This window comes from Caballeronia sp. ATUFL_F1_KS39, assembly GCF_023630985.1.
GTDB classification, from domain to species: Bacteria; Pseudomonadota; Gammaproteobacteria; order Burkholderiales; family Burkholderiaceae; genus Caballeronia; species Caballeronia zhejiangensis.
The window spans coordinates 1-25,591 of sequence record NZ_JALQDZ010000032.1 but is presented as its reverse complement, the minus strand read 5'-3'; the positions used below and the strand labels follow the sequence as shown (position 1 = coordinate 25,591).

At 63.3% G+C, this 25,591-nt stretch carries 24 protein-coding genes and 1 pseudogene; 7 read left to right on the top strand and 18 right to left on the bottom strand.

Translation table 11 applies throughout. The annotated features are described in order from the left end of the window. Nucleotides 1–268: 268 nt before the first annotated feature. From NCR93_RS14380 to NCR93_RS14360, 5 genes are all read left to right on the top strand, one after another. Entirely contained in the window at nt 269–2,620 is a 2,352-nt protein-coding gene (locus NCR93_RS14380; protein WP_008354028.1) for a polysaccharide biosynthesis tyrosine autokinase, read from the top strand. A gap of 138 nt (nt 2,621–2,758) precedes the next feature. Continuing rightward, nucleotides 2,759–3,004 (top strand): hypothetical protein, encoded by a 246-nt coding sequence (locus NCR93_RS14375; RefSeq protein ID WP_175983192.1) that lies wholly within the window; start codon nt 2,759–2,761, stop codon nt 3,002–3,004. A gap of 84 nt (nt 3,005–3,088) precedes the next feature. After that, a complete protein-coding gene (locus NCR93_RS14370) occupies nt 3,089–4,504 on the top strand; it encodes a hypothetical protein (protein ID WP_008354030.1) in 1,416 nt (471 codons plus the stop codon). 107 nt (nt 4,505–4,611) lie between these two features. Further along, nucleotides 4,612–4,953 carry an FKBP-type peptidyl-prolyl cis-trans isomerase gene (locus NCR93_RS14365; RefSeq protein ID WP_008354031.1) on the top strand — a complete coding sequence of 114 codons (342 nt, stop codon included), beginning with the start codon at nt 4,612–4,614 and terminating at the stop codon, nt 4,951–4,953. A gap of 11 nt (nt 4,954–4,964) precedes the next feature. After that, on the top strand, nt 4,965–5,762 hold the full coding sequence (locus NCR93_RS14360) for a helix-turn-helix transcriptional regulator (RefSeq protein WP_175983191.1): 798 nt from the start codon (nt 4,965–4,967) through the stop codon (nt 5,760–5,762). Nucleotides 5,763–5,958: 196 nt separating this feature from the next. Here NCR93_RS14360 and purF read toward each other — a convergent pair whose 3' ends face one another. The 15 genes from purF to leuC form a co-directional block, all read right to left on the bottom strand. Beyond that, nucleotides 5,959–7,506, bottom strand: coding sequence for an amidophosphoribosyltransferase (gene purF, locus NCR93_RS14350; RefSeq protein WP_008354035.1), 1,548 nt, complete (start codon nt 7,504–7,506; stop codon nt 5,959–5,961). A gap of 143 nt (nt 7,507–7,649) precedes the next feature. Further along, on the bottom strand, nt 7,650–8,183 hold the full coding sequence (locus NCR93_RS14345) for a CvpA family protein (RefSeq protein ID WP_008354036.1): 534 nt from the start codon (nt 8,181–8,183) through the stop codon (nt 7,650–7,652). Between the two features lie 9 nt (nt 8,184–8,192). Further along, the gene (locus NCR93_RS14340; protein WP_175983190.1) at nt 8,193–9,056 is read right to left on the bottom strand and encodes an SPOR domain-containing protein; all 864 of its coding nucleotides are present in this window, start codon (nt 9,054–9,056) and stop codon (nt 8,193–8,195) included. A 41-nt stretch (nt 9,057–9,097) separates the two neighbouring features. After that, nucleotides 9,098–10,408 carry a bifunctional tetrahydrofolate synthase/dihydrofolate synthase gene (gene folC / locus NCR93_RS14335; protein ID WP_175983189.1) on the bottom strand — a complete coding sequence of 437 codons (1,311 nt, stop codon included), beginning with the start codon at nt 10,406–10,408 and terminating at the stop codon, nt 9,098–9,100. Nucleotides 10,409–10,486: 78 nt separating this feature from the next. Beyond that, nucleotides 10,487–11,359, bottom strand: a complete 873-nt coding sequence (gene accD, locus NCR93_RS14330; protein ID WP_008354039.1) for an acetyl-CoA carboxylase, carboxyltransferase subunit beta — start codon at nt 11,357–11,359, stop codon at nt 10,487–10,489. Between the two features lie 70 nt (nt 11,360–11,429). Continuing rightward, entirely contained in the window at nt 11,430–12,233 is an 804-nt protein-coding gene (gene trpA, locus NCR93_RS14325; protein ID WP_175983188.1) for a tryptophan synthase subunit alpha, read from the bottom strand. Nucleotides 12,234–12,309: 76 nt separating this feature from the next. Next, complete coding sequence (locus tag NCR93_RS14320; protein ID WP_175983187.1) at nt 12,310–13,185, bottom strand: DNA-methyltransferase; 876 nt, start codon at nt 13,183–13,185, stop codon at nt 12,310–12,312. An 11-nt stretch (nt 13,186–13,196) separates the two neighbouring features. Then, nucleotides 13,197–14,390 carry a tryptophan synthase subunit beta gene (gene trpB, locus NCR93_RS14315; protein ID WP_008354043.1) on the bottom strand — a complete coding sequence of 398 codons (1,194 nt, stop codon included), beginning with the start codon at nt 14,388–14,390 and terminating at the stop codon, nt 13,197–13,199. 48 nt (nt 14,391–14,438) lie between these two features. Next, a complete protein-coding gene (locus NCR93_RS14310) occupies nt 14,439–15,107 on the bottom strand; it encodes a phosphoribosylanthranilate isomerase (RefSeq protein WP_175983186.1) in 669 nt (222 codons plus the stop codon). Continuing rightward, entirely contained in the window at nt 15,104–15,907 is an 804-nt protein-coding gene (gene truA, locus NCR93_RS14305) for a tRNA pseudouridine(38-40) synthase TruA (RefSeq protein WP_008354045.1), read from the bottom strand. The genes NCR93_RS14310 and truA overlap by 4 nt, the downstream gene beginning before the upstream one ends. 1 nt (nt 15,908) lies before the next feature. Next, nucleotides 15,909–17,981: a FimV/HubP family polar landmark protein gene (locus tag NCR93_RS14300; protein WP_175983185.1), complete on the bottom strand. Its 2,073-nt coding sequence runs from the start codon at nt 17,979–17,981 to the stop codon at nt 15,909–15,911. 149 nt (nt 17,982–18,130) lie between these two features. Continuing rightward, nucleotides 18,131–19,252: an aspartate-semialdehyde dehydrogenase gene (gene asd / locus NCR93_RS14295; protein ID WP_175983184.1), complete on the bottom strand. Its 1,122-nt coding sequence runs from the start codon at nt 19,250–19,252 to the stop codon at nt 18,131–18,133. A gap of 384 nt (nt 19,253–19,636) precedes the next feature. Further along, a complete protein-coding gene (leuB, locus tag NCR93_RS14290) occupies nt 19,637–20,704 on the bottom strand; it encodes a 3-isopropylmalate dehydrogenase (RefSeq protein ID WP_008354048.1) in 1,068 nt (355 codons plus the stop codon). A 22-nt stretch (nt 20,705–20,726) separates the two neighbouring features. Further along, nucleotides 20,727–21,377, bottom strand: coding sequence for a 3-isopropylmalate dehydratase small subunit (gene leuD / locus NCR93_RS14285; RefSeq protein ID WP_008354049.1), 651 nt, complete (start codon nt 21,375–21,377; stop codon nt 20,727–20,729). A 24-nt stretch (nt 21,378–21,401) separates the two neighbouring features. Next, complete coding sequence (gene leuC / locus NCR93_RS14280) at nt 21,402–22,811, bottom strand: 3-isopropylmalate dehydratase large subunit (protein WP_175983182.1); 1,410 nt, start codon at nt 22,809–22,811, stop codon at nt 21,402–21,404. A 344-nt stretch (nt 22,812–23,155) separates the two neighbouring features. Between leuC and NCR93_RS14275 the strand changes: the two genes are divergently transcribed. Then, a complete protein-coding gene (locus tag NCR93_RS14275) occupies nt 23,156–23,401 on the top strand; it encodes an AbrB/MazE/SpoVT family DNA-binding domain-containing protein (RefSeq protein WP_175983181.1) in 246 nt (81 codons plus the stop codon). Continuing rightward, nucleotides 23,395–23,715 carry a type II toxin-antitoxin system PemK/MazF family toxin gene (locus NCR93_RS14270; RefSeq protein WP_008354052.1) on the top strand — a complete coding sequence of 107 codons (321 nt, stop codon included), beginning with the start codon at nt 23,395–23,397 and terminating at the stop codon, nt 23,713–23,715. The genes NCR93_RS14275 and NCR93_RS14270 overlap by 7 nt, the downstream gene beginning before the upstream one ends. Nucleotides 23,716–23,805: 90 nt before the next feature. Here the strand turns inward: NCR93_RS14270 and gltA are convergent, their stop codons facing one another. The 3 genes and pseudogenes from gltA to sdhB form a co-directional block, all read right to left on the bottom strand. Next, nucleotides 23,806–25,107: a citrate synthase gene (gene gltA, locus NCR93_RS14265; RefSeq protein WP_008354054.1), complete on the bottom strand. Its 1,302-nt coding sequence runs from the start codon at nt 25,105–25,107 to the stop codon at nt 23,806–23,808. Between the two features lie 136 nt (nt 25,108–25,243). Beyond that, nucleotides 25,244–25,513: an FAD assembly factor SdhE gene (locus NCR93_RS14260; RefSeq protein ID WP_008354055.1), complete on the bottom strand. Its 270-nt coding sequence runs from the start codon at nt 25,511–25,513 to the stop codon at nt 25,244–25,246. 1 nt (nt 25,514) lies between these two features. Continuing rightward, a pseudogene (gene sdhB / locus NCR93_RS14255) lies at nt 25,515–25,591 on the bottom strand (succinate dehydrogenase iron-sulfur subunit); the annotation flags it as partial.

The following is a 25,591-nucleotide window of genomic DNA, read 5'->3' as shown; positions in this document are numbered from 1 at the left end:
ACGCGGTTCCGAGGCACGGAGTGTGCTTCCAAGGAATATCGCACTCCGACGAGCCGACGCGCTTCGTCACGCGAACTCGAAGCATCGCGCGCTTCGCCCGCTTTTAAGAGCCTTTCGCGTCTTTAGTCTGTCTGGAAGTTCCGACGGCCCTGCGCCGGATCAAATAACACGTAAGACGTACCGCGGACATGTCGCGCGGGCTTTCTGTTTTTTCTCGGCCCGGGAAACAACGCTCAACTTATCGACTTATCGAACTGAGGACGCGCCATTGAACACCCTCTATGTCAACTCCGGATCCTCGCGCCCTGGCAAGGACGACGGCGAATTCACCGCGGGCGACATGCTCAGGCTCCTGCGCGATCACCTTGGCATGCTGTTCCTGTTCATCGGGATCACGGCCGCGCTCGCGACCGCCTATGCGTTTCTTGCCACGCCCATCTATTCGTCGGATGTCGTGGTGCGGGTCGATCCACCTGATCCGAACGCGCTCGGCATCGCGCCGCAAAACCAGGCGCAGATGCAGCAGGCTCAACCCACGGCCACGCAGCTCGCACCCGCGGAAATCTCCGTGATGCAGAGCCGCTCCGTGCTCGAACCGGTCGTGAAGCAGTTCCACTTCGACATCAAGGTCAAGCCGGACACGTTCCCGGTGCTCGGTCAGATCGCTTCGTTGTTCGCGAAGAAGGGACATCTCTCCCCGGCATGGTTCGGCATGGATTCGTACGGATGGGGCGGCGAGTCGCTGCAGATCGGCCGCCTCGATGTGCCGCCTTCGCTCGAAGACCAGAAGCTCGACTTCGTTCTGCTCGACAACAACCAGTACGAACTCCGCGACCCCGACGGCGCGGTGCTCGTGCGTGGCACGATCGGTCGTCCGGCATCGGCGAACGGCGTGTCCATTCTCGTCAATAGCGCGCTCGGTCATCCGGGCGTGCACTTCGACGTGACGCGCCTCAACACGCTCGACGCGATCGCGATGATGAAGAAGACGATGAAGGTCGCCGAGTCCGCGAAAGACACGGGCGTCGTGCAGATCACGTTCAACGCCGACGATCCCGCGCTGACCGCCGATGTCGCGAACGCGCTCGGCCAGGCGTATCTGACGGCAGCCGTGCACGCGCGTCAGGCCAACGACACGAAGACGCTCGAATTCATTCGCGGAGAATTGCCGCGCCTCGAAAGCGATCTGCGTCGCGCGGAAAGCAACTTGAGCGCGTTCCGTTCGAAGTCGCAATCGGTGACGCCGCTCAACGAAGCGCAGGCCTATCTGCAAGGCAGCATCACGTCGATGCAGCAACTCGCGACGCTCAAGCTGCAACGCACGCAACTCTTGCAGCGTTTCCAGCCCACCAGCCCGCAAGTCGTCAATCTCGATCAGCAGATCGCGGAGCTCGAAGCATCGAACAAGCAGATTCAGCAGCGCTTCGACAGCATGCCCTCGTCCGAGCGCCAGAACGCGACGCTCACGCGCGATGCGCGCGTGGCCGAAACCATCTACATGGGGATGGTGAACAAGGCGCAAGAGCTGTCCGTGCGCCGCGCAAGCACGAGCGGCGGCGCGCATATCGTCGATAACGCGCTGCGTCCGTATCGTCCGGTGAAACCGAACAAGGCGCTCGTGATCGCCGCGGGCACGGGTCTCGGCTTTTTCATCGGCACGTTCTTCATCTTCCTGCGCCGCCACGCGATGATCGGTGTGACCGATCCGATGTTCGTCGAGCGCCGTCTTTCGGTGCCGGTACTGGGCGAAGTGCTGTATAGCCGTCAGCAGGCGATGCTCGATCACGAGATTGCCGTATCGCCCGTGGAGCACGCGCCGCTCACCTACTCCGGCGCGCAGGACGGCGGCGCGCCGAAGGCGTTGCCGCATATTCATCTGCCAGAGCACGACGCGTTCGCGATGCCGCACGTCGCCGACACGGACCGCGACGCCCGCGTGCTCGCGACGCGCTTCCCGCACGATCCGGCCGTCGAGGCGCTGCGTGCGGTGCGTACCGAGCTGTATCGCGATCTCGCCAATGCGCCGAACAATATCGTGATGCTGACGGGCCCGATTCCGTCCGCGGGCAAGAGCTTCGTCGCGGCGAATCTTTCGGTGCTGCTCGCGGAAATCGGCCTGCGCGTGCTGCTGATCGACGGCGACATGCGGCGCGGCCACATCGCATCGTTCTTCAAGCAGTCGAATCCGGGCGGTCTCTCGGAAGTGCTGAAGGGCGAACTCGCGCTCGGCGATGCGATCCGTTATGTCGGCGTGCCGGGACTGTCGTTCATGTCGTGCGGCGGCTATCCGGAGAATCCTTCCGAACTTTTGATGATGCCGGGCTTCCGCAACATGCTCGCGCGCATGAGCGATCAGTTCGACCTCGTGATCGTCGATACGCCGCCGTTCCTCGTCGTTACCGACGCGGCGATCGTGGCGAGCGATGCGGGTTCGACCGTGCTCGTGCTGCGCTCCGGCATCCAGAGCGAGGAAGAGATCGAGGAAACCGTGAAGAAGGTGCAGCGTTCGGGCGGCAGGCTCGTCGGCTCGGTCTTCAACGCGATTCCGCGACGCCCGAGCAATCGCCGCAGTTATGGTTACGCGGCGGCATATACGAGCACGTTCAAGTCGATGACCTAACCGCGGCGCATAATCGAGCGCAGCGGATGAAGCATCGCGCCGCGTGCCTGTCACGCGGCGCTTCACGTTGTAACGGTGGAATCTGCACGGACTTTCGATGTAAGCACGTCGTCAACCGGGTCGATGAGAGAGACGCATATGAGCGGACATTTTTCATTCGGGCATCGGCTCGTGCACTGCCCGCGTTGCCGCAGGCAAGTGGGCGCGACGTTGAGCGTGTGTCCGCATTGCGATTTTCATGGCGTGCGAAAGGCGCGACCCGAGCGGCAGTTGCCGCCGCCCGTGCAAGAACCGGTCGTCATCCGGCGCGCGCCGCTCGTGTCGCTGCGTTCCGCGCTCGTGATCCTGCTCGCGCTCCTGGCGACGTTCCGGCCCAGAGTGTGAGCGTGCCGACGATTCATCCGGCAGGCGTTTTGCTCCCGATAACGAACGACAGCCCGTCATGAAGCGGGCGCATCCTACCCTTCGATGATGAAAGATAAAGCGTCGCTGACCGACCTCTACTACCGAATCTGGGCCTTCGCGATGCCGGTGACGTCGTTTCTCGTCATGCCATCGATTCAGGGCACGACGATCGGCTATCTGATGTGCTTCCTGTCCGTGCCGCTCGTGCTGCTGTTCGGCGGGCGCGCGCGCAAGAACTGGATGCACTTCGTGATCGCGGCGATCGCGGTCTGGCTGCTGATGGTCTGCACCTCCCAGCTCGCGGACGTCATGGCGCCCTTCGATCCCGACTTCAGCAAGATCTCGCTCGTCGACGACACCGATCCCCTCACGTTCATCATGCGCAAGAGCATGTTTACGCAGTCGCTTTACGTGGCGGCGGTCGTGCTCTATGCGGCGTATGTGTACCACTATTACAAGCCGACCTGGGACCAGTGGATTCTCGCGGCCGTCACGCTGCTCGCGATTTACGGCATTTACGAAGTGGCGTACTTCATCGCGACGGGACAGCCGGGCGACTTCATCTCGAACCGCGCATTCGGCGATCAGTTCGGCAAGGGCATCGTGCGTTCGGACGGCACGGTGAACGGCAGTTCCTTCCAGCAGATCGACATCAAAGGCTTTCCGATCCAGCGCTTGAAAGCGCTGACAGGCGAGCCGTCGATGTACGCCATGTCCATCTTCCCGTTCTGGGTCTACTTCAACGCGACGTCGCGCGTGCGCTGGCCGGTGTGGGTGATCGGACTGTCGCTTCTGATGACCACTTCGTCGACGGTGCTGATCGGCTATGCGGTGTATTCGCTGATCCGCGTGCGCAAGCTCGGCATCAACCCGGTGAAGGCGCTGATCGGACTTTTCGTGCTGTGCGTGATCGGGTATCTGCTGCAGGATTACATCGCCGAGCTCTTCAAGCAGATGGTGACCGACAAGCTCGAAGCGAAGACCGAGTCGGGCTCCGACCGCAGTCTGCTGTTCCTTCACTCGATGCAACTGTGGCTCGATCTCGCGCCGCTCAATAAGCTCTTCGGCATCGGCTTCGGGTATGTGCGCTCGACCGATCTCTTCTCGACGCTGCTCGTCAATACCGGCATCATCGGCACGGTCTTCATCAGCGCGTTGATGCTGTACCCCGCGTTCAAGCTCGACTGGGATCCGCGCGGCATGGCGCTGCGCCAGTGCTGCGCCGCGACCTGGACGATGATGATGGTGTCCGTGCCCGAGTTCGCCTATCTCGCGCCGTGGACGCTCGTCGCGATGGCCTATGTCCGCGTGCGCGCGTTGAAGATCGCAAGGCAGCAGATCGGCGATCAGGCCGCCGCCGCCGCGATGCATGATTCGCAAGACGGCGCGTCGATCGGCACCGCGATCGGCCGGCACGTAAGGCCGGAAATCGGCACACGCATCGGTTCGCGCTTCGGGCCGCACAGCCGTCATCTGTAATCGACGCGGCGCTTCCGGGCGCCGCCCGCTTCCCTGCGACGTTCTACAATGTCGGTTTCGACCACCGGTTCATCCATCGCCGATGACCGGGCAACCAGGGAGCAACCATGTCGACTGTCACGACCGATTCCGGTCTCAAATACGAAGACGTCACCGTTGGCGAAGGCACTGAAGCCGTCGCCGGCAAGACCGTCAGCGTGCACTACACGGGCTGGCTCACGGACGGCCAGAAGTTCGATTCGAGCAAGGACCGCAACGACCCCTTCGCCTTCGTGCTGGGCGGCGGCATGGTCATCAAGGGCTGGGACGAAGGCGTGCAGGGCATGAAAGTGGGCGGCGTGCGCCGTCTCACGATTCCGCCGCAACTCGGCTACGGCGCGCGCGGCGCGGGCGGCGTGATTCCGCCCAACGCCACGCTCGTGTTCGAAGTGGAACTGCTCGACGTCTGAGCGTTTTCCGCATGAGCGCGCCGCTTCATCGTCCTGCCGTGTCGTTGCGCCGCTATGAGGCGGCGCAGGCGTCGGACGTGCACGACTTTCATCAGATCGTGCTCGGCCTCGACGGGTCGATGGAGATGGCCGTCGACGGCAACGGCGCACGCATCGATTGCAGGGGTGCGTGGATCATCCCGGCGGGCGCGCGCCACGATTACTGGGCCGAGGGCGACAATCGCCAACTCGTGCTCGATCTGCCCGCCACGTCCGTCGCGGTGCCCGAGCGCTACTTCGAACGGGCGCGCGCGATCGTCATCGATCCGCGCATCACGCAAGCCGTCGCCGATGTCGCCCGTCGCGCGCATCTCGCGGATACGCATCTCGCGGACCGCTTCGCATGGCAAGCGGCTGCGCATCTGTGCGGCGCGCTGATGCACGACACCGACGATTCCATCGACGCGATGCGCGGCCTCGATTTCGCGCGCATCGACCGATGGTTGCGTTCGCAACTATCGGCGCCGCTGCGTATCGCCGATCTCGCCGCGCATTGCGGCTTCGGCATGCGGCGCTTTCATCAGCTCTTCAACGAAGCGTTCGGCGAGACGCCGCATCGCTATCTGCATCGGCTGCGGCTCGACACCGCGTTGACGTTGCTCGCCGACTCGCGCGCGTCGCTCACCGATATCGCGCTCGATGTCGGTTTCGCCGATCAAAGCGCGTTCACGCATGCGTTCTCGAAACGCTTCGGCATCTCGCCGGGGCAATGGCGCAACGGCGGTTCATCCGATTCACGCGACAGACCGGCGCGTATGACGGATGCGTGACAGCGCGCGATTTCGAGCGCATTCGCCGATTGCTTCTCGACGCGCAACCCGAGCGTCTCCATGCCATTCAACAGCACCCACGCAAGCGCTTGGCCGCTTCCGCCGCGCTCGAAAAGCAGAAGCTCGAAGGCTCGAGACGCAAAAAAGCCCGCTTGGTCCTTGCAGACGAAGCGGGCTCGTTCGAAGCGCCGAAAACTTACTCGACCGATAGTTGCAAATGCAACTGTGAGCGCGCCATGCCGCCCTCTTGCGCGTCGCTCGCAGCATCGCGATCCGACTGCGATTGCGGCGCAAGACGTGCGGACTCGATGCGATCGAGATAATCGGTCGTCACGTCGCCAGTGATGTAGTTGCCGTCGAAGCACGACGCTTCGAATTCCTTCAACGCCGGATTGATGTCGCGGATCGCGTTCTTCAGGTCTTCCACGTCCTGATAGACGAGATAATCCGCGCCGATCATGCGTGCGACTTCCTCATCGCTGCGGCCGTGCGCAACGAGTTCGCCGCGCGTCGGCATGTCGATGCCGTACACGTTCGGGAACTTCACCGGCGGCGCGGCGGACGCGAAGATCACTTTGTTCGCGCCGGCATCGCGGGCCATCTGCACGATTTCATGCGAGGTCGTGCCGCGCACGATGGAATCGTCGACGATCAGCACGTTCTTGCCCTTGAACTCGATGCCCATCGCGTTGAGCTTCTGACGCACCGATTTCTTGCGCACCGCCTGACCCGGCATGATGAAGGTGCGGCCCACGTAGCGGTTCTTGAAGAAGCCTTCGCGATACTCCACGCCGAGCTTCGCGGCGACCTGCATCGCGGCGGGGCGCGACGAGTCGGGAATCGGCATGACGACGTCGATCGGCACATCCGGCAGCACGCGCTTGATTTTCTCGGCGAGGTAATCGCCCATGCGCAGACGCGCGTTGTAGACCGGCACGCCGTCGAGGCACGAATCCGGACGCGCGAGATACACGAGCTCGAAAATGCACGGATTGAGCTCGGGCTTCTCGGCGCATTGGTGGCTGTGCAGATTGCCTTCCGCGTCGATGAAAATCGCTTCGCCCGGTTCGACATCGCGCACGAATTCGAAGCCGATGCCTTCGATCGCCACCGATTCCGACGCGACCATCCACTCGACGCCCGTCGACGTTTCGAGCTTGCCGAGCACAAGCGGACGAATGCCGAACGGATCGCGGAACGCGACGAGACCGTAGCCCGCGATCAGCGAGACGATCGCGTACGAGCCCTTCACACGGCGATGCACGCCCGCGACGGCTTTCCACAGCGCGGTCGCATCGAGTTGCAGGCCCGAGCTCGCGAGCTGCAGTTCGTGCGCGAAGACGTTGAGCAGCACTTCGGTGTCGGATGCGGTGTTGATGTGCCGGCGGTCGATGCGGAACATCTCGTCCTTCAGCTGCATCCAGTTCGTCAGATTGCCGTTATGCGCGAGGATGATGCCGAACGGCGCATTCACGTAGAACGGTTGCGCTTCTTCCTCGCTCGATGCGGACCCGGCGGTCGGATACCGCACCTGGCCGATGCCGACGTTGCCCGGCAGACTGCGCATGTTGCGCGTGCGGAACACGTCGCGCACCATGCCGTTGGCTTTGTGCATGTGGAAGTTATTGCCGTTCGCCGTGGCGATGCCCGCCGCGTCCTGTCCGCGATGCTGGAGCAGGAGCAAGCTGTCATAGATCAGCTGATTGACGGGACTTTGGGAAACTACACCTACGATGCCGCACATGGCATGGTCCTTCAAAGAGTCGAAACGGGTAGACAAGGCGTTGCCCGGATCTCTTCGACGCTTCTCTCAAAAACTGGCCGTGACGTGGCCGGGGCGAAGCGTCTTCGAGCCGTCGCGCGTTCCTCGTGTAGCCGGCCGTTCGTCTATTGTGCGGCGTTGGGCGCCAGGCCGCCCGGTTCGGGAGCGACGTGCACATACGCGGCGAGCGTATCGGGGAGCAGCGGTTTCAATTCGCGCACGCCTTGCTCGGCCATCGGCCGCAGCAGCGCATTGCGCCAAAAATCTTTCTGAGGCAGTTCGGTCAGGCCAGCCAGGGCGACCAGAATAACTACCAATATAGCCCCTCTGACGAGGCCGAACAGCAAGCCCAACGAGCGGTCCACGCCGCGCAGGCCGGTGACTTCCGTGATGCGCGTCAATAGCGCCGACAGCACGCTCGATACGAGCAGCACCGCCCCGACCACCAGCACGAACGCCACGAGCCACTGCGTAAGCGCGCCGCCGGGCCACGTCGACGGGATATACGGCACGACGAGCCCGACGAACCGTCCCGCGATCAGAATGGCGGCGACCCAGCCGACCAGACCGAACGCTTCGGCCAACAGGCCGCGCCACATGCCGCGCAGCGCGGACAGGCCGATCACGGCCATCACGGCGTAGTCGAAAGCGGTGAACATCGAACCGGCTTAGTTCGATGCCCGGGTGCCGCCGCCCAGGCCGGCCTGCCGCACCTTCACGAGCGCGGCCTGCGCCGACGCGCGATCCGGGAACGGCCCCGCGCGCAACAGCGACTTGGTCGCGCCGTCCGACTGCTTGCGATGTTCGAGATATGCGGGCACACCCGCGGACTTCAACTTGTTGACCCAATTCTGCGCGGCGGTTTCGTCGTCGAACTGGCCGATCTGCAGCACGAAGCGGCTGCCCGCCGGCGACGACGGCGTGTTCGCCGCGCCTGCCGCGGCGTTCGCCGCGGTATTTGCGTTGGCTTGTTCGGAAGGCTCGGCCGCTTGCGGCTTCGCGTTCTGGCTCGCCACGGCTGCGGGCTTCGACGGCTTCGCTTCCGGCTTGGCTTCGGCTTTCGCGTCAGGCTTCGCTTCCGGCTTCGGCTCGGGCTTTGCCGTTGCGGCAGGTGCCGCGGCTTGCGGCTGCGTCACGCCGGCGGAAACACTGCCCGACGCACCCGACGGCGCGTCGTGCGCGACACCGGCTTGCGTGTCGGCGTCGTTGGCGTCGCGCGACTGCTTCGCGGCGGGCGCCGGGCGGTTGGGAATATCAATGGAAATGTCGTCGGTGACGGGCTTCGGACGCGAATCGAGCACCATCGGCAGGACGATGACGGCGGCGAGCACCAGCGCGATCGCCCCGACGAGCCTGCGGCGCGCGCGCTGCTTCTCGGGCAGGGTGGGATCGAGCATCATCGCGTCGGCGTCGGTGCGCTCGGATCTGCGCGTGCGGCGTTCCGTGCGGACGGTGTGACGCGAGCCGCGCGATGAATCGGAATATGCGTCGCGACCGGAGTCGTCTTTCTTGCCGAACGAAAAGAGTCCCATGTATCGCTTGGTGCTGACGGCCGACCGTCTCAATGATGCTGCTAGTTATGCTGCATTCGACGGTAGGCCATGACGCCGGCTACCGTGTAGAAACTGCCGAAAACCAAAATTCTATCATTTTCAGACGCCCGGCTTAACGCATCTTGAAAAGCCGCCGCGGGTGTTTCAAAGCGAGAAACGCTGCTGTCGGCGCTGTCGTTGACACCGGCGTCGCGCAATGCGTGTTCCAGTTGCTCCGCCGACGCGGCGCGCGGCGTGGGCAGCGCGGTCACGTTCCAGTGATCGATCTCGCCCTTGAGTTGCTTCACGACGCCTTCGATGTCCTTGTCGCCCATCGCGCCGAACACCGCGTAAGTGTACGGAAAGTAGCCCATGTTGCCGAGATTTTGCGACAACACGGCGGCTGCGTGAGGATTGTGCGCAACGTCGAGAATGATTTGCGGCTTGCCCGGCAGCACCTGGAAGCGTCCCGGCAACTCGACGTTCGCCAGGCCAAGGCGAATGTCCTGCGCCGAAACCGGCAGACGGTCGCGCAGCGCTTCGAGCGCGGCCAGCGCCGCCGACGTGTTGATGAGCTGATTCGCGCCGCGCAGCGCCGGATAGGCCAGCGCCGAGCGCCGCTGCTCGCGCCCGATATAACTCCATTGCTGGCGCTCGTTGCCCGGCTGGGCTTCGTAGCGGAAATCGCGTCCGACGAGCCACAGGTCCGCGCCGATCGCCTCGGCATGTTCGATGAGAGTCTGCGGCGGCGACGGATCTCCGCACACTGCCGGCTTGCCCGTCCGGAATATGCCCGCTTTTTCGAAGCCAATTTTTTCGCGCGTGTCGCCGAGATAGTCCGTATGGTCGATGTCGATGCTGGTGATCACAGCACAATCCGTATCGACGATATTCACCGCGTCGAGACGCCCGCCGAGCCCGACTTCGAGAATCACCGCGTCGAGCTTGCGCGACGCGAAGAGATGCAGGATCGCAAGCGTTGTGAACTCGAAGTACGTCAGCGAAACCGGCTCGGGCAGGCTGGCGCGCGCCTTTTCCACGGCCGCGAAATGTTCGAGCAGATCGGCGTCGCTCGCCTCCGCGCCGTCGATGCGCGCGCGTTCGTTGAACGTCAGCAGATGCGGCGACGTATGGCAACCGACGCGATACCCCGCACGCAGCAAGATCGTTTCGATGATCGCGCAGGTCGAGCCCTTGCCGTTCGTGCCGCCGACGGTGATGACCGGGCAGTCGAAACGCAGGCCGAGCGCATCCTTCACCTTGCCGATGCGCGCGAGGCCCATGTCGATGCCGACCGGATGCGCCGCTTCCAGATGGGCGAGCCAGGCGTCGAGAGTCGGGAATGTGTTCATTTTCGAGATCGCAAAAACAAAAGCGCCGCGCGGAACCTCGCGGGGTTCACGCGCGGCGCGGCGCTACGTACATTCGGGTCAGGCGACGGAATCGGCGGGTTGCCGCGTCATCAGCGCCATCAATTGGGCGATTTCTTCGCGCATCTTGCGGCGATCCACGATCATGTCGACCGCGCCCTTCGTCAGCAGGAACTCGGCGCGCTGGAAACCTTCCGGGAGCTTTTCGCGCACGGTCTGCTCGATCACGCGCGGGCCGGCAAAGCCGATCAGCGCCTTCGGCTCGGCAATCACGACATCGCCCAGGAACGCGAACGATGCGGACACACCGCCCATCGTCGGGTCGGTCAGCACGGAAATGAACGGCAGCTTCGCGTCCGCGAGTTTGGTCAGAAGCGCAGTGGTTTTGGCCATCTGCATGAGCGAAAGCAGGCTTTCCTGCATGCGCGCGCCGCCCGAGGCCGTAAAGCAGATGAACGGCACGTTCTGCTCCAGCGCGTTGCGCGCGCCGCGCACGAAGCGCTCGCCGACCACCGAGCCCATCGATCCGCCCATGAACGAGAATTCGAAGCACGCGACGACACACGGAATCGTGTGGATCGCGCCGCCCATGACGACCATGGCGTCGGTCTCGTCCGTATCTTCCATCGCTTCCTTGATGCGATCCGGATACTTGCGGCTGTCCTTGAACTTCAGCGCGTCGACCGGGACGACTTCCTGGCCGATTTCATAGCGGCCTTCCGGGTCGAGCAGGCGGTCGAGCCGCTCGCGCGCGCCGATTCGCATGTGATGGCTGCACTTCGGGCATACGTGCAGATTCGCCTCGACGTCGTTGCGATACAGCACCGCTTCGCACGACGGACACTTCACCCAAAGGCCCTCGGGAATGCCCTTGCGGCTTTTGGGATCGGTTTGCTTGATCTTCGGCGGCAGCAGTTTGTCGAGCCAGCTCATCGTTTTTCCTTGACTGATCGGTTGCCGCGCGGCGCACGCCCGAATCGGGCGGCCCGCGGCGGCGCGTATTTTACTGTGCGGCGTCGAGCGCCTGACGAATTTCGGCGATGAAGCTCGTCAGCGACGCGGCCGCGGTGTCCGGCTTCGCGTCTTCGAGCAGCTGCACGAGGCGGCTGCCGATGACGACGGCATCCGCGACATCGGCGACGGCGCGCGCGGTCTGGGCGTCGCGAATGCCGAAACCGACACCGACCGGCAGGGGCACACGCGACTTGATGGCCGGGATTTTACTCGCGATGCTGGAAACGTCCAGATTTGCGGCGCCGGTCACGCCTTTCAGCGATACGTAGTAGACATACCCGCTCGCGATCTTGCCGACCGCCGCGACGCGCTCGTCCGTCGATGTGGGCGCGAGCAGGAAGATCGGATCGATGCCGGCGGCGCGCATCGACGCGCCGAAGCTCTCCGCTTCCTCGGGCGGGTAATCGACCACCAGTACGCCGTCGACGCCCGCTTCCTTCGCGGCTTTCGCGAACGCGTCGGCGCCCATGCGCTCGATCGGATTCGCGTAACCCATCAGCACGACGGGCGTTTTGTCGTCGGTTTCGCGGAAACGCGCGACGTCGGCGAGCACGCGCTTGAGGGTCACGCCGCGCGCGAGCGCCCGCTCCGACGAACGCTGGATGACGGGGCCGTCGGCCATCGGATCGGAGAACGGCACGCCCAGTTCGATGACGTCCGCGCCGCCCTTCGCCAGCGCGTGCATGAACTCGACGGTTTGTTCCGGATTCGGGTCGCCCGCGGTGATGAACGGAATCAGCCCTTTCTTGCCCTGTGCGGCGAGCGCCGCAAAAGTATTCTTGATGCGGGACATGAGATTTCTCTTAGTCGTAGTCGTTGGCGTCGGACGCATTTGAATGCATTTGACGCGATCAGCAGCGAAAAAGACGCTATTCGGCTTGGGCGGCGGTGCCGGTCGCGACGAGTGTCTTGCGTCGAACGCGGGCGGGCTCTGCCGGCTCGAGCCGTGCAGCGCGCGCTTCGGCAATGCGGCTTTCGGCGATCGCGCAGTAATCCGGGTTGATCTCGTAGCCCGTGAATTGCCGGCCATGACGTGCGCACGCGACCGCCGTCGTGCCGCTGCCCATGAACGGATCGAGCACGCGCCCACCCGGCGGACAGCTCGCGAGCACCATGCGCTCGACGATTTCCAGCGGCTTTTGCGTCGGATGATCCACCCGCTCCGCGTGCTGCCGATGCAGACGCGACACGGACCAGACATCCTTCGGGTTGTAGCCCAGTTCGAGCCACTTGCTGCCTTCGAAAATCTTCCGCGAACGCGCCTTTTTCGTTTCTGCGTCGTAAGGGATGCGCACCGGATCGAGATCGAAGTAGTAGTCCTTCGATACCGCGAAATAGCCGATGTTGTCGTGCACTGACGTGAATTTTCGCGTTGTTCCGCCCATGCTCGGCACGCGACGGTCCCAGACGATCTCGTTGATCATCAAAAGGCGGCGCTTGAGGAACACGAACAGTTCGGGCGAATACTGCCAGGTGCAAAAGATATACAGCGAACCGCTCGGCTTGAGCTTCGGAATCGCGAGATCGAGCCAGCGATAAGTCCACTCGAGAAAAGCGTCGCCGGACAACATGTCCGAGTCGTTCCCGTAGTCCTTGCCCAGACCATAAGGCGGATCCGCGACGATCAGATCGATCGACGCGTCGGGAATATTCTCGGCATCGGCCAAGAAGTCGCGGTTGCGGATGTCGCTGCCGGCGCCCTGCAGGGCGCCGACGGACAACGGCTCGTCGATGACGTTGCGCATCTATCTGAGGCTCAGAACTGAATGCCCGATCGCTCGGCGACCGTATGCATGTCCTTGTCGCCCCGGCCGGACAGATTGACGAGCAACACCTTGTCGCGCGGCAACGTCTTCGCGAGCTTCGCGCCATAAGCGAGCGCGTGGCTCGATTCCAGCGCGGGGATGATGCCCTCGATCCGGCAGCAGTCGTGGAAGGCCTTGAGCGCTTCGTCATCGGTGATGCCGACATATTCCGCGCGTCCCGCGTCCTTCAGCCACGCGTGTTCCGGACCGACGCCCGGATAGTCGAGCCCCGCCGACACCGAATGCGTTTCGATGATCTGCCCGTTTTCGTCCTGCAGCAGATACGTGCGATTGCCGTGCAGCACCCCCGGGCTGCCGCCCATCAGCGACGCCGCGTGGCGCCCGGTGTCGATGCCGTCGCCCGCCGCTTCGACGCCGATCAATCTGACGTCTTTATCGTCGATGTACGGATAAAAGATGCCCATCGCATTCGACCCGCCGCCGACGCACGCGATCACGGCATCAGGCTGGCGACCGGCCATTTCGGGCATCTGCACGCGACATTCGTCGCCGATCACGCGCTGGAAGTCGCGCACCATCATCGGGTAAGGATGCGGCCCCGCCACCGTGCCGATGATGTAGAACGTGTTTTCGACGTTCGTCACCCAGTCACGCATGGCTTCGTTGAGCGCGTCCTTGAGCGTCTTCGACCCGGATTCGACCGGCACGACCGTTGCGCCGAGCAGCTTCATCCGATAGACGTTCGCCGCCTGACGACGCACGTCTTCCGCGCCCATGTAGACCACGCACTCCATGCCGAATCGCGCGGCAATGGTCGCCGTCGCCACGCCGTGCTGGCCCGCGCCGGTTTCGGCAATCACGCGCGGCTTGCCCATCTTGCGGGCGAGCAGCGCCTGGCCGATCACGTTATTCACCTTGTGCGCGCCCGTGTGATTTAGGTCTTCGCGCTTCAGATAGAGCTGCGCGCCGCCAAGCATCTCGCTCCAGCGCTTCGCGTGATAAATCGGCGACGGACGACCCACGTAATGCTTGAGCTCGTACTCGTACTCGGCGATGAATTCGGGATCCTGACGTGCCGCGTCATACGCGACGCGCAATTCGTCAAGTGCATGGATGAGGGTTTCGGAGACGAACACGCCTCCATATTGGCCGAAATGGCCTCTTTCGTCTGGCAAGTTGTACATTGCGTCACTCTCTCGGTTACGTAGCCGGCAGCGCGGCCCACGTTCGATTCACCCGGCGTCCGCCTCGCGCACCGCGCGCACGAACGCCGCCATTCGGGCGGGATCCTTCACGCCCTTGGCGCCCGGCAGTTCGATGCCGCTCGAGACATCGACCGCGTACGGGCGCACACGCCGAATGGCGTCACTGACGTTTTGCGTGTTCAACCCACCACTCAAAACGGCCCGATGCCCGAGATCTGTTGGGATAAGTGACCAATCGAATACCTTTCCACCGCCGCCGAAGCCCTCGACGAGCGCGTCGAGTAAAAGGCCGCCTGCGGCTTTGAACTTGAGAGACGATTCTATCAAATGGCTTGTGGACGCATCAGACCCAATTCGCAATGCGCGCCAATAGGATAAACCCGCAATCGATGCCAGCGCCTCGCATTGTTCCGGCGTTTCGTCGCCGTGAAACTGCAGCAGCGAGAGCGGCACGTTCGACGTGACTTCGCGAATCCATTCGGGCGTCGCATTGACGAAAAGCCCGACCGCCGACACGAGCGGCGGCACGTGCCGCGCCAGTTCGACGGCCTGTGCGACGCTCACCGAACGCGGGCTCGGCGGATAGAACACGAAACCCACGGCGTCCGCGCCCAGCGCGACGGCGTGCTGCACGTCCTCGACGCGCGAAAGTCCGCATAGCTTGATGCGGGTGCGATGCAAATCTCGGTCTGTCATTTCGGCTCTGCCCAAATGGCGCTCCAGGGCATGCTGGCGATATGCGGCGGCGGCACCGCGAAGTGTTCAGGATAGCCGACCTCGGCCAGATACAGCCCGTCGGGCATGAAAGTCGGCGCGGCAGCGCGGCGGTCGCGGGCGGCGAGCACGTCCGCCATCCACGACGATGGATGACGGCCCCGTCCGATCGCGACGAGGCATCCCATCAGATTGCGCACCATGTGATGCAAAAACGCGTTGGCGCGAAAGCGAAAGTGGACGAAGTCGCCCTGCTCGCGTACATCGATCTGATAAAGATGCTTGACTGGCGTTTTCGACTGGCAATCGGCGGCGCGGAACGACGAAAAATCGTGCTCGCCGATCAGGCACGCGACCGAATCGCGCATCGCTGCCACGTCGAGCGGCGTGTGCACCCAGCCCGCGCGTTTCGCGAGCATGGGCGAACGCACCGGATTGACGTAGAGAACGTAGAAATAAGTGCGTTCGAAAGCCGCGAAGCGCGCGTGGAAATCGTCGGGCATCGGCTTCGCCCATTGCACCGCGACGGTGTCGGGCAGGAACGCATTCGTGCCGCGCACCCACGAAAACGCGGCGCGATCCAGAGCGGTATCGAAATGCACGACCTGACCGAGACCGTGCACGCCCGTATCGGTGCGCCCGGCGACGACGGTCGGAAGCGGCGTCTGCGCGAATTGCGCGAGCGCGCGCTCCAGTTCGTTCTGGACCGTCTTCCCGTGCGGCTGCGACTGCCAACCGCAAAACGCCGCGCCGTCGTACTGAATCCCTAAAGCGATACGCATCTCAGGAATGCGGTGCAAGCGTCGACAAGAGCGTGGCGGCCTGCTGGCGCGTCGCCGGATCGTTCGATTCGATCACTTCCTGGAGCAACGTGCGCGCGCCCGAAAGATCGCCCAGTTCGATGTATTCGGCTGCCAATTCGAGCTTATTGCGCGCGATGGTCGCCAGTTGGCCCGGCGTCAGGGCAGGCAAAGCCTCCGTCGCGTTCGACGTCGGCCCGAGATCGAAATCGAGACTGAGCGGGCCGAATTTTGTCGCGCCCAGGCCAGCGACCGATGCCGCGCCCGCCGTACCCGCTTCGATTTGAGACGCAACGGACTGGGCTTGCGACTGGCCTTGCCGCGCTGCTTCGAAATGCGCCACCGGCTGCGGCATGAACGGCGCCTGCTGGATTGGCTGCGTGCCGCCAGGCGGCTGTTCCAGCGCTGCGGGAGGCGTCTCGAGCGGCGGATTTTTCAGCGACGATGCAGCCGTCTCCGGTCCGGTCGCGCCGGGCGGCTTGATCGTCAGTTCCAGACGCGGCGGCAGTTCCATTTCGAGCGAACCGAGCGCCTGGATCGCGTCCTGGGGGAACTTCGGCATTGGGAAGCGATGCGCGAGCACCGGCTCTTCGTCCGGCGCGATGCCGGATTTTTCCGCCTCGCGCGCTGCCAGTTCTTCGATGTCGCGCTGCTCGGCGGCGCGTTGCTCTGCGGCTTGCTCTTCGGCGGCGCGCGCCTGAAGTTCGCGCAGTTCCGCCTCGCGCGCGATGATCTCGCGTGCCGCGTTCTCACGCGCCAGCTCTTCGCGTTCGGTGACCTGACGCAATTCGGCCTCGCGATCCGCACCCGCATGACCCGCCTGCTCGCGTGCGAGTGCTTCCCGCGCGGCGGCTTCGCGCGCGCGGATTTCACGCTCCTCGGCCTCGCGCGCGGCGGCCTGGCGTGCCGCGGCTTCGCGCTCTTCGACTTCCCATTTCTCGGCTTCCCGGCGCGCCGCTTCGCGCGCTTCGATCTCGCGCGCATGCTGCTCACGCTGTTCGTGGGTGTCCGGTTCGCTGGCTGGCGGTACGAAATCGGGATGACGTGCAGCCGGCGCAACAGGCACGAACGGCTCTTCCGGTTGCGGGCGGTTCGCCTCGACGGGTGTTTCATCCGCCGCGGTCGACGGCTTTGCCTCGGTCGTCGGCGGCAACGCATCTTCGGACGGAGCGACGGGCGCCTGGGCTACTTCAGCGTTGCCGATGCTCGCGGCGGCCGCAGCCAGTCCGGACTGATCGCGCGCCGGCGACTTGCCTTGGGCACCGGCCGCCGCCTCGCGCGCCTTGCGCAGCGCTTCGTTGCGGGCGTCGGCGTCGGCCTGGGCTTCTTCCAGACTTGCGAACGTACGGGGCGCGCGATCGACGTCGTTGTCGTTCGTCGCGACTGCTCGCTTCTTGCGCCGCATTCTGAGCAGCAGGACCCCGATCACGACGATCACGATCGCGATGATGAAGGGCGACAGACCGATGGTCGCCGCTGCCACGCCGCTGCGGCTGGCCGGTTCCGGTGCGGCCGTGGCGGGCGCGCTTGCGGGCGCGGCGATTGCCGATGCGGCCTCCGGCGTCGCACGCTCCGGCGCCGCCGTCGCGCTGGCTTGCGGCTCCGCAGCCGATGCGGGCGCCGCGCTCTCCGGCGCCGGTGTGGCGGTATCCGCCGACGAAGACGCAGGCGCGGACGTTTCGGCGGGCGCGGTCTGCTGCGCCTCGGGCGCCGACGCTGCGGCCGGCGGCGCGCCGCTCAGATCGGCGGGCACGTTCAGCACCGCGCCGAGTTTCAGCTTGTTGATGTCGTGGCTGCTGAAGGCGCTCGGATTGGCGTCGAACAGGGCACGCGCGGCTTTCGCGCGGACGTCGCGATCTTTGGATCCTGTGAGTTCGCCGGCGACATCGCTCAACGATTGTCCCGGCTTGACCGCGTAGGTTTGCCCGGTGGCGGCGGAGGCCTGCGCGAGCGCATCGCCGGGATTCGCCCAGAACATCGCGCATGCGGCGAGACTTGCCGCGGCGAGCGCCGCACGCGATGACGAAACGAAAGACCGGCGAGTTCGATGGATCATTGAGGCTCCGGGTGCGGCAAAAATTGAAACATAAAGCGAAGACCGCTCGATAAACACGGCGTTGCAACAAAGCTCCACAAAAACAAAAAAGCGCCGCGTGAAACGCGACGCTTTCGAGCAAGACACGCGCTTCAGGCGCGTAGTTTACTTTACTTGTCGAGCAGAATGCGCAGCATGCGGCGCAGCGGCTCGGCGGCGCCCCACAAGAGTTGATCGCCGACCGTGAACGCCGACAGATATTCGCCGCCCATCGCGAGCTTGCGCAGACGGCCAACCGGCACCGTCAGCGTGCCCGTGACGACCGCGGGCGACAGATCGCGAATCGATGCTTCGCGCTCGTTCGGCACGACCTTCACCCAGTCATTCGCCGACGCGAGAATGCCGTGCACTTCGTCGAGCGGCACGTCCTTCGTCAGCTTGATGGTGAGCGCCTGCGAGTGGCAGCGCATCGCGCCGATACGCACGCAGAGGCCGTCGACGGGAATCGAGCCCGGCATACCCATTGCCGGCTTGCCGAGGATCTTGTTGGTTTCCGCGCCGCCCTTCCACTCTTCCTTCGACATGCCGTTGCCGAGATCCTTGTCGATCCACGGAATCAGCGAGCCCGCGAGCGGCACGCCGAAGTTGTCGACGGGCATGCGCTCGCCGTTCATCGCGGCGAGCACGCGGCGGTCGATGTCGAGAATCGCCGACGACGGATCCGCCAGGTCTTCCTTCGCCGAACCGTAGAGCACGCCCATTTGCTGAAGCAGCTCGCGCATGTTCTGCGCGCCCGCGCCCGACGCGGCCTGATAGGTCATCGCCGTCGTCCATTCGACGAGGTTCTCGCGGAACAGGCCGCCGAGCGCCATCAGCATGAGGCTGACCGTGCAGTTGCCGCCGATGAAGTCGCGGCCGCCCTTCACGAGCGAATCCTTGATGACGTCCAGGTTGACCGGATCGAGAATGATGACCGCGTCGTCCTTCATGCGCAGCGCCGACGCCGCGTCGATCCAGTAGCCCTTCCAGCCCGCCGCGCGCAGCTTCGGATACACCTCGTTGGTGTAGTCGCCGCCCTGGCACGTGATGATGGCGTCGCACTTTTTCAGGTCGTCGATGCTCGTTGCGTCTTTGAGCTTCGTCTCGTTTTTGGCGAACGACGGCGCGTTGCCGCCCGCATTGCTGGTGCTGAAAAACACCGGTTCGATCAAGTCGAAATCGCCTTCCTGCTGCATGCGCTGCATCAGGACGCTGCCGACCATACCGCGCCAACCAACGAGACCTACGTTCATGACTAACCTTTAACTGTGGACGCTTCCCCGCATCTTTACCCGGCGTGGCCGCGCGGGGAAGACGCTCGGACACGAGGGACGATCAGCGAATCGTGATCGCTTTGCTGGAGATTTTCGTAATGCGCGTTTTAGCCGTGGCTCGAGTGGCCACGATGCGCGTGCTGATGGCGAGTTCCGTCGCGAGCGACTTTGAGCCGCGTCCGATGGAATCCAGAGAGAATTGAGAGTTCTTCGCCATAGCAAAGCAATATACACGATAACCGGACGTTTTCGACGGCGTCATGCTGCAGATGCGTGAAAATCGGGCGGATCGTGCGCGAACATCGGTAAAAAGAGACGATCGGCCGCTTTAATGCTTCAGCGCGCCGATCGTCTTTCTCGCGATTACAGCGCCTTCAGCACCGCGTCGCCCATTTCCTTCGTGCCGACAACCTTGCCGTCCGCCGTCGCGATATCGCCGGTGCGGTAGCCCTGCTCGAGCACTTTCTTCACCGCGCTTTCGATGCGATCCGCCTGCTCCGTCTTGCCGAGCGAGTAGCGCAGCATCATGGCCGCCGAAAGAATGGTCGCGAGCGGATTCGCCACGCCCTTGCCCGCGATGTCCGGCGCCGAACCGTGCGACGGCTCGTACAGGCCCTTGTTGTTCTTGTCGAGCGACGCGGACGGCAGCATGCCGATGGAGCCGGTGAGCATCGCCGCTTCGTCCGACAGAATGTCGCCGAACATGTTGCCGGTCACGACGACGTCGAACGCTTTCGGCGCCTTCACGAGCTGCATCGCGGCGTTGTCGACGTACATGTGCGACAGCTCGACATCCGGATATTCCTTCGCGACGTCGATCATCGTGTCGCGCCACAGCTGCGACGTTTCGAGCACGTTCGCCTTGTCGACGCTCGTCAGCTTCTTCTGGCGCTTTTGCGCGGCGGCAAACGCGACGTGCGCGATGCGGCGCACTTCGGGCTCGGAATAGCGCATCGTGTCGAAGCCTTCCTTCGCGCCCGCGAACGGGCCGTCCGGGGCTTCTCGCAAGCCGCGCGGCGCGCCGAAATAGATGTCGCCGTTCAATTCGCGGACGATCAGGATGTCGAGACCCGACACGATCTCCGGCTTCAACGACGACGCGCCCGTCAATTGCGGATAGCAGATCGCCGGACGGAAGTTCGCGAACAGTTGCAGATGCTTGCGCAGGCCGAGAATTGCCTGCTCGGGACGCAGCGCGCGTTCGAGCTTGTCGTACTTCCAGTCGCCGACGGCGCCGAACAGGATCGCATCGGCTTCCTTCGCGAGCGCCAGCGTGGAATCGGGCAGCGGGTGCCCCTTCGCCTCGTAGCCCGCGCCGCCGACCGGCGCCTCTTCCAGCTCGAACTTCTCGCCGAGCGCGTTCAGGACTTTGACCGCTTCGGCGGTGATTTCGGGACCGATGCCGTCGCCGGGGAGAACTGCAATTTTCATCTTTCGCTTCCTTTATGCGCGGTTATCCAACGAGCCGGTTATTCAGCCACGGCTGCTTCGCGAGGCGTTCGGCCTCATATTGCTTGATCTTGTCCGCATGACGCAGCGTGAGACCGATGTCGTCGAAGCCGTTCAGCAAGCAATACTTGCGAAAGCCCGGCACTTCGAACGCATACTCGGTGCCGTCGCCGGTACGCACGACTTGCGCTTCGAGATCGATCGTCAACTGGAAACCAACGAACGCGTAGGTCTCGTTAAACAGCTTGTCGACCTGCTGCTCCGTCAGCACGACCGGCAAGAGACCGTTCTTGAAACAGTTGTTGTAGAAGATGTCCGCGAAGCTCGGCGCGATGATCGCGCGAAAGCCGTATTGATCGAGCGCCCACGGCGCGTGTTCGCGTGAGCTGCCGCAGCCGAAATTCTTGCGCGTGAGCAGAATCGACGCGCCTTGATAACGCGGCTGATTCAGCACGAAATCCGGGTTGAGCGGACGCTTGCTGTTGTCCTGTCCGGGCTCACCGACGTCGAGATAACGCCATTCATCGAACGCGTTCGGACCGAAGCCGGTGCGCTTGATCGACTTCAGGAACTGCTTCGGGATGATCGCGTCCGTGTCGACGTTCTCGCGATCGAGCGGCGCGACGAGGCCACTGTGCACAATGAATTTTTCCATGATCTTTCTCAGTGTCCCGATCGATTAAGCGAGCTTGCGTACGTCGACGAAATGGCCTTCGATCGCGGCGGCGGCGGCCATCGCGGGGCTCACGAGATGCGTGCGTCCGCCCGCGCCCTGACGGCCTTCGAAGTTGCGGTTCGACGTCGATGCGCAGCGCTCCCCCGCTTCCAGGCGGTCGGCGTTCATCGCAAGGCACATCGAGCAGCCCGGCTCGCGCCATTCGAAGCCGGCGTTCGTGAAGATCTTGTCGAGGCCTTCGCGTTCGGCTTGCGCCTTCACGAGACCCGATCCCGGCACGACCATCGCGAGGCGAATGTTCGACGCGACGCGCTTGCCCAGCGACTTCACGACGTACGCGGCGGCGCGCAAGTCTTCGATGCGCGCATTCGTGCACGAGCCGATGAAAACCTTGTCCGGCTTGATCGATTCGATCGGCGTGTTCGGCTGCAATGCCATGTAGCTCAGCGCGCGTTCCATCGCGTCGCGCTTGACGGGATCTTTTTCCTTGTCGGGATCGGGCACGCGGCCGTCGATCGACGTCACCATTTCCGGCGACGTGCCCCACGTCACTTGCGGCACGATCTCGGCGGCATTCAGCTCGACGACGCGATCGAAGTGCGCGCCGTCATCGGATTTGAACTGACGCCAGTATTCAACCGCCTGATTCCACTCGACGCCCTGCGGCGAGTACGGACGGTCCTTCAGATAGTTGATGGTCGTGTCGTCGACCGCGACCATGCCGGCGCGCGCGCCCGCTTCGATCGCCATGTTGCAGACGGTCATGCGGCCTTCCATCGTGAGCGCGCGGATGGTCGAGCCGCCGAATTCCATCGCGTAGCCCGTGCCGCCCGCCGTGCCGATCTTGCCGATGATCGCGAGCACGATGTCCTTCGCCGTGCATCCGCGCGGCAATTGGCCTTCGACCTTCACGAGCATGTTCTTGCTCTTCTTCTGCAACAGCGTTTGCGTCGCGAGCACGTGCTCAACCTCCGACGTACCGATGCCGTGCGCCAGCGCGCCGAACGCGCCGTGCGTGGACGTGTGCGAATCGCCGCAGACGATGGTCATGCCCGGCAGCGTCGCGCCCTGCTCCGGCCCGATGATGTGCACGATGCCCTGACGCAGGTCGTTCATCTTGAACTGCGTGATGCCGAAGGCGTCGCAGTTCTGGTCGAGCGTATCGACTTGCAGCTTCGAAACCGGATCGGCGATGCCGTGCGAGCGGTCGGTCGTCGGCACGTTGTGATCGGACACCGCCAGATTCGCGCTGATGCGCCACACCGGGCGCTCGGCCAGCTTCAGGCCCTCGAAGGCCTGCGGGCTCGTCACTTCGTGCAGCAGGTGACGGTCGATGTAGAGGATCGAGGTGCCGTCCTCTTCCGTGTGGACAACGTGCGTATTCCACAGTTTGTCGTAGAGAGTCTGTGCCATGGTGAGCGCTTTCGTGTGTGACTGCGGGGATTTATCGGTGTACGGCTCGTGAATCGATTATGCCACCACCCGATGAGAATTGGATACTAGGATACGGAAAAAACCCATTAAAAACAGATAGTTATTGTAGTGGTTCCAGTACCCGGATGACGACTACCCGGCTGAACCTCGAGCGCATCGCGACGCTGTCCTTAGATCCTATGCCATTTGACCGAATGTTCGCCGCACGATACGCGCAATAGGCTGTCGTCAGCGCTCACGATCCGCGCAGTAATAACATTGTATTGACGGCTCTTTCGACAGGTAATAACATCGTGCTTCCATACTCTTCAGTAGTCGACGACATGCGAACCACCATCAGAAAAATGGGCAACTCCCAGGGCATCCTGATTCCCAAGCCGCTGCTCGCGCAATTGGGCTTGGAGAACGAGGTCGACATGGAGGTCGAGAACGACGCGATTGTCCTGCGTCGGCCTCGCGACAAAGCGCGTCAAGGTTGGGCCGAAGCCAGCAAGCTGATTGCGCAAAGCGGCGAGGACGGACTCGTCATGGGCGAATTCGGCAACGACGACGGGGAGCTCGAATGGTAGTGCGTGGAGAAGTCTGGTCGGTCGCGCTCGATCCCACCTTGGGCAGCGAAATTCAGAAAACGCGTCCGTGCGTAGTGGTGTCGCCGCCGGAGATGCACGACCATCTGCGCACGGTCATCGTCGCGCCGATGTCGTCGAAGGGAAAACCTGCGCCTTTCCGCATTCCCATTGCTTTCAAGCGGAAGCAGGGATTGATTCTTCTGGATCAGATTCGCACGGTGGACAAGCTGCGGCTCATCAAGCGGGAAGGCAGCATCGCGGACAACACGCTGACCGACGCGCTTCATACCTTGCAGGAGGTGTTCGCGGATTGAATCCGGCGCCGTCTCTGCGCGCGCCGAGCAAAAAGCAAAAGCCCCGGCGATTTCTCGCCGGGGCTTCGATACAACTAAAACTCGATCAGCTTAGCGCTTTGCCAGCGGCTTCGCTTCACGCGGCGTCTGGCCGATGAACAGCTGACGCGGACGGCCGATCTTCTGCTCAGGATCGGCGATCATCTCGTTCCACTGCGCGATCCAGCCGACCGTACGAGCCATCGCGAAGATGCAGGTGAACATCGACGTCGGAATGCCCAGCGCGCGCTGCACGATGCCCGAGTAGAAGTCGACGTTCGGATACAGCTTGCGCGACACGAAGTATTCGTCTTCCAGCGCGATCTTTTCGAGTTCCATCGCGAGCTTGAAGAGCGGGTCGTCGTGCAGGCCGAGTTCGTTCAGCACTTCGTGGCACGTCTCGCGCATCAGCTTCGCGCGCGGGTCGTAGTTCTTGTACACGCGGTGTCCGAAGCCCATCAGCTTCACGCCCGAGTTCTTGTCTTTCACCTGCTTGATGAACTCAGGAATGTTGTCGACCGAGCCGATCTCTTCGAGCATGTTCAGCGCGGCTTCGTTCGCGCCGCCGTGCGCCGGGCCCCACAGACATGCGATGCCGGCTGCGATACACGCGAACGGATTCGCACCCGACGAACCCGCGAGACGCACCGTCGACGTCGACGCGTTCTGCTCGTGGTCCGCGTGCAGGATCAGAATACGGTCGAGAGCGCGCACGAGCACGTCGTTGACCTTGTACTCTTCGCACGGGTTCGAGAACATCATGTGCATGAAGTTCGCGCTGTACGACAGTTCGTTCTTCGGATACACGAACGGCTGACCGATGCTGAACTTGTACGCCATCGCGACGAGCGTCGGCAGCTTCGCGATCATGCGGATCGCGGAGACTTCACGGTGACGCGGATCGTTGATGTTCAGCGAGTCGTGATAGAACGCCGACAGCGCGCCGACCGCAGCCGTCAGCACGGCCATCGGGTGCGCGTCGCGACGGAAGCCGCGGAAGAAGAAGTGCATCTGCTCGTGCACCATCGTGTGACGCGTGACGGTGTCCACGAATTCCTTGTTCTGCGCCTCGTTCGGCAGTTCGCCCTTCAGCAGCAGATAGCACGTTTCGAGGAAGTCCGCGTTCACGGCCAGTTGCTCGATCGGGTAGCCGCGATACAGCAGTTCGCCCTTGTCGCCGTCGATATACGTGATCGCCGAATTGCACGCCGCCGTCGACATGAAGCCCGGGTCATACGTGAACTTGCCGGTCTGACCGTACAACTTGCGGATGTCGATCACGTCCGGGCCCATCGTGCCCTTGTAGATCGGCATTTCGACGCTCGGCGAGTTGTCGCTGAACGATAGCGTGGCTTTAACATCTGACGGGGTCATAGCACATCCTCAATCGAAGTATGGATACAGGTTTTCGATAATTTGCACGACGGAAGCTGCGCGGCAAAACTGTTTTATCGGCCTGTGTGCAGTGCAACAGGCCTATTTTGCAAAACTCCGCGAATTCCTGCTGGAATCACACGGTGCGCAGCATTTCCAGCAAGCGGGTTACGTCCGGCGTCGCCAGGTCGCCTTCAGGCTCCGTGCGCGCCAGCAGCAAGTCCATCAGTTCGTTGTCGCTCAGCTCCAGCAGGCGGGTCAATGCGGCCACGTCGGCGTCGCTGAGGTCATGCTCATATCGGCTGAAGAAACGATCGAAGATCAGATCGTTTTCCAGCAGGCCGCGCCTTGCGCGCCAACGAAGGCGCGCGCGGCGAAGAGGGTCGGACTGGTGAGATTCGTCCATTTCAAACCGCCCGTCGCACCATCAATTCCTTGATCTTGCCGATCGCCTTGGTCGGGTTGAGCCCCTTCGGGCACACGT

Excerpts from the sequence above, each read along its gene's own strand:
- NCR93_RS14345 (WP_008354036.1), bottom strand. The coding sequence starts at position 8,183 with ATGTTCACCGCTTTCGACTACGCCGTGATGGCCGTGATCGGCCTGTCC.
- NCR93_RS14260 (WP_008354055.1), bottom strand. The coding sequence starts at position 25,513 with ATGGACGAATCTCACCAGTCCGACCCTCTTCGCCGCGCGCGCCTTCGT.
- NCR93_RS14360 (WP_175983191.1), top strand. The coding sequence starts at position 4,965 with ATGAGCGCGCCGCTTCATCGTCCTGCCGTGTCGTTGCGCCGCTATGAG.
- NCR93_RS14310 (WP_175983186.1), bottom strand. The coding sequence starts at position 15,107 with ATGACAGACCGAGATTTGCATCGCACCCGCATCAAGCTATGCGGACTT.
- NCR93_RS14375 (WP_175983192.1), top strand. The coding sequence starts at position 2,759 with ATGAGCGGACATTTTTCATTCGGGCATCGGCTCGTGCACTGCCCGCGT.
- trpA (WP_175983188.1), bottom strand. The coding sequence starts at position 12,233 with ATGTCCCGCATCAAGAATACTTTTGCGGCGCTCGCCGCACAGGGCAAG.
- NCR93_RS14370 (WP_008354030.1), top strand. The coding sequence starts at position 3,089 with ATGATGAAAGATAAAGCGTCGCTGACCGACCTCTACTACCGAATCTGG.
- gltA (WP_008354054.1), bottom strand. The coding sequence starts at position 25,107 with ATGACCCCGTCAGATGTTAAAGCCACGCTATCGTTCAGCGACAACTCG.
- folC (WP_175983189.1), bottom strand. The coding sequence starts at position 10,408 with ATGAACACATTCCCGACTCTCGACGCCTGGCTCGCCCATCTGGAAGCG.
- NCR93_RS14300 (WP_175983185.1), bottom strand. The coding sequence starts at position 17,981 with ATGATCCATCGAACTCGCCGGTCTTTCGTTTCGTCATCGCGTGCGGCG.
- accD (WP_008354039.1), bottom strand. The coding sequence starts at position 11,359 with ATGAGCTGGCTCGACAAACTGCTGCCGCCGAAGATCAAGCAAACCGAT.
- leuD (WP_008354049.1), bottom strand. The coding sequence starts at position 21,377 with ATGGAAAAATTCATTGTGCACAGTGGCCTCGTCGCGCCGCTCGATCGC.
- trpB (WP_008354043.1), bottom strand. The coding sequence starts at position 14,390 with ATGTACAACTTGCCAGACGAAAGAGGCCATTTCGGCCAATATGGAGGC.
- NCR93_RS14270 (WP_008354052.1), top strand. The coding sequence starts at position 23,395 with ATGGTAGTGCGTGGAGAAGTCTGGTCGGTCGCGCTCGATCCCACCTTG.
- leuC (WP_175983182.1), bottom strand. The coding sequence starts at position 22,811 with ATGGCACAGACTCTCTACGACAAACTGTGGAATACGCACGTTGTCCAC.
- NCR93_RS14365 (WP_008354031.1), top strand. The coding sequence starts at position 4,612 with ATGTCGACTGTCACGACCGATTCCGGTCTCAAATACGAAGACGTCACC.
- NCR93_RS14340 (WP_175983190.1), bottom strand. The coding sequence starts at position 9,056 with ATGGGACTCTTTTCGTTCGGCAAGAAAGACGACTCCGGTCGCGACGCA.
- truA (WP_008354045.1), bottom strand. The coding sequence starts at position 15,907 with ATGCGTATCGCTTTAGGGATTCAGTACGACGGCGCGGCGTTTTGCGGT.
- NCR93_RS14320 (WP_175983187.1), bottom strand. The coding sequence starts at position 13,185 with ATGCGCAACGTCATCGACGAGCCGTTGTCCGTCGGCGCCCTGCAGGGC.
- purF (WP_008354035.1), bottom strand. The coding sequence starts at position 7,506 with ATGTGCGGCATCGTAGGTGTAGTTTCCCAAAGTCCCGTCAATCAGCTG.
- NCR93_RS14275 (WP_175983181.1), top strand. The coding sequence starts at position 23,156 with ATGCGAACCACCATCAGAAAAATGGGCAACTCCCAGGGCATCCTGATT.
- leuB (WP_008354048.1), bottom strand. The coding sequence starts at position 20,704 with ATGAAAATTGCAGTTCTCCCCGGCGACGGCATCGGTCCCGAAATCACC.
- asd (WP_175983184.1), bottom strand. The coding sequence starts at position 19,252 with ATGAACGTAGGTCTCGTTGGTTGGCGCGGTATGGTCGGCAGCGTCCTG.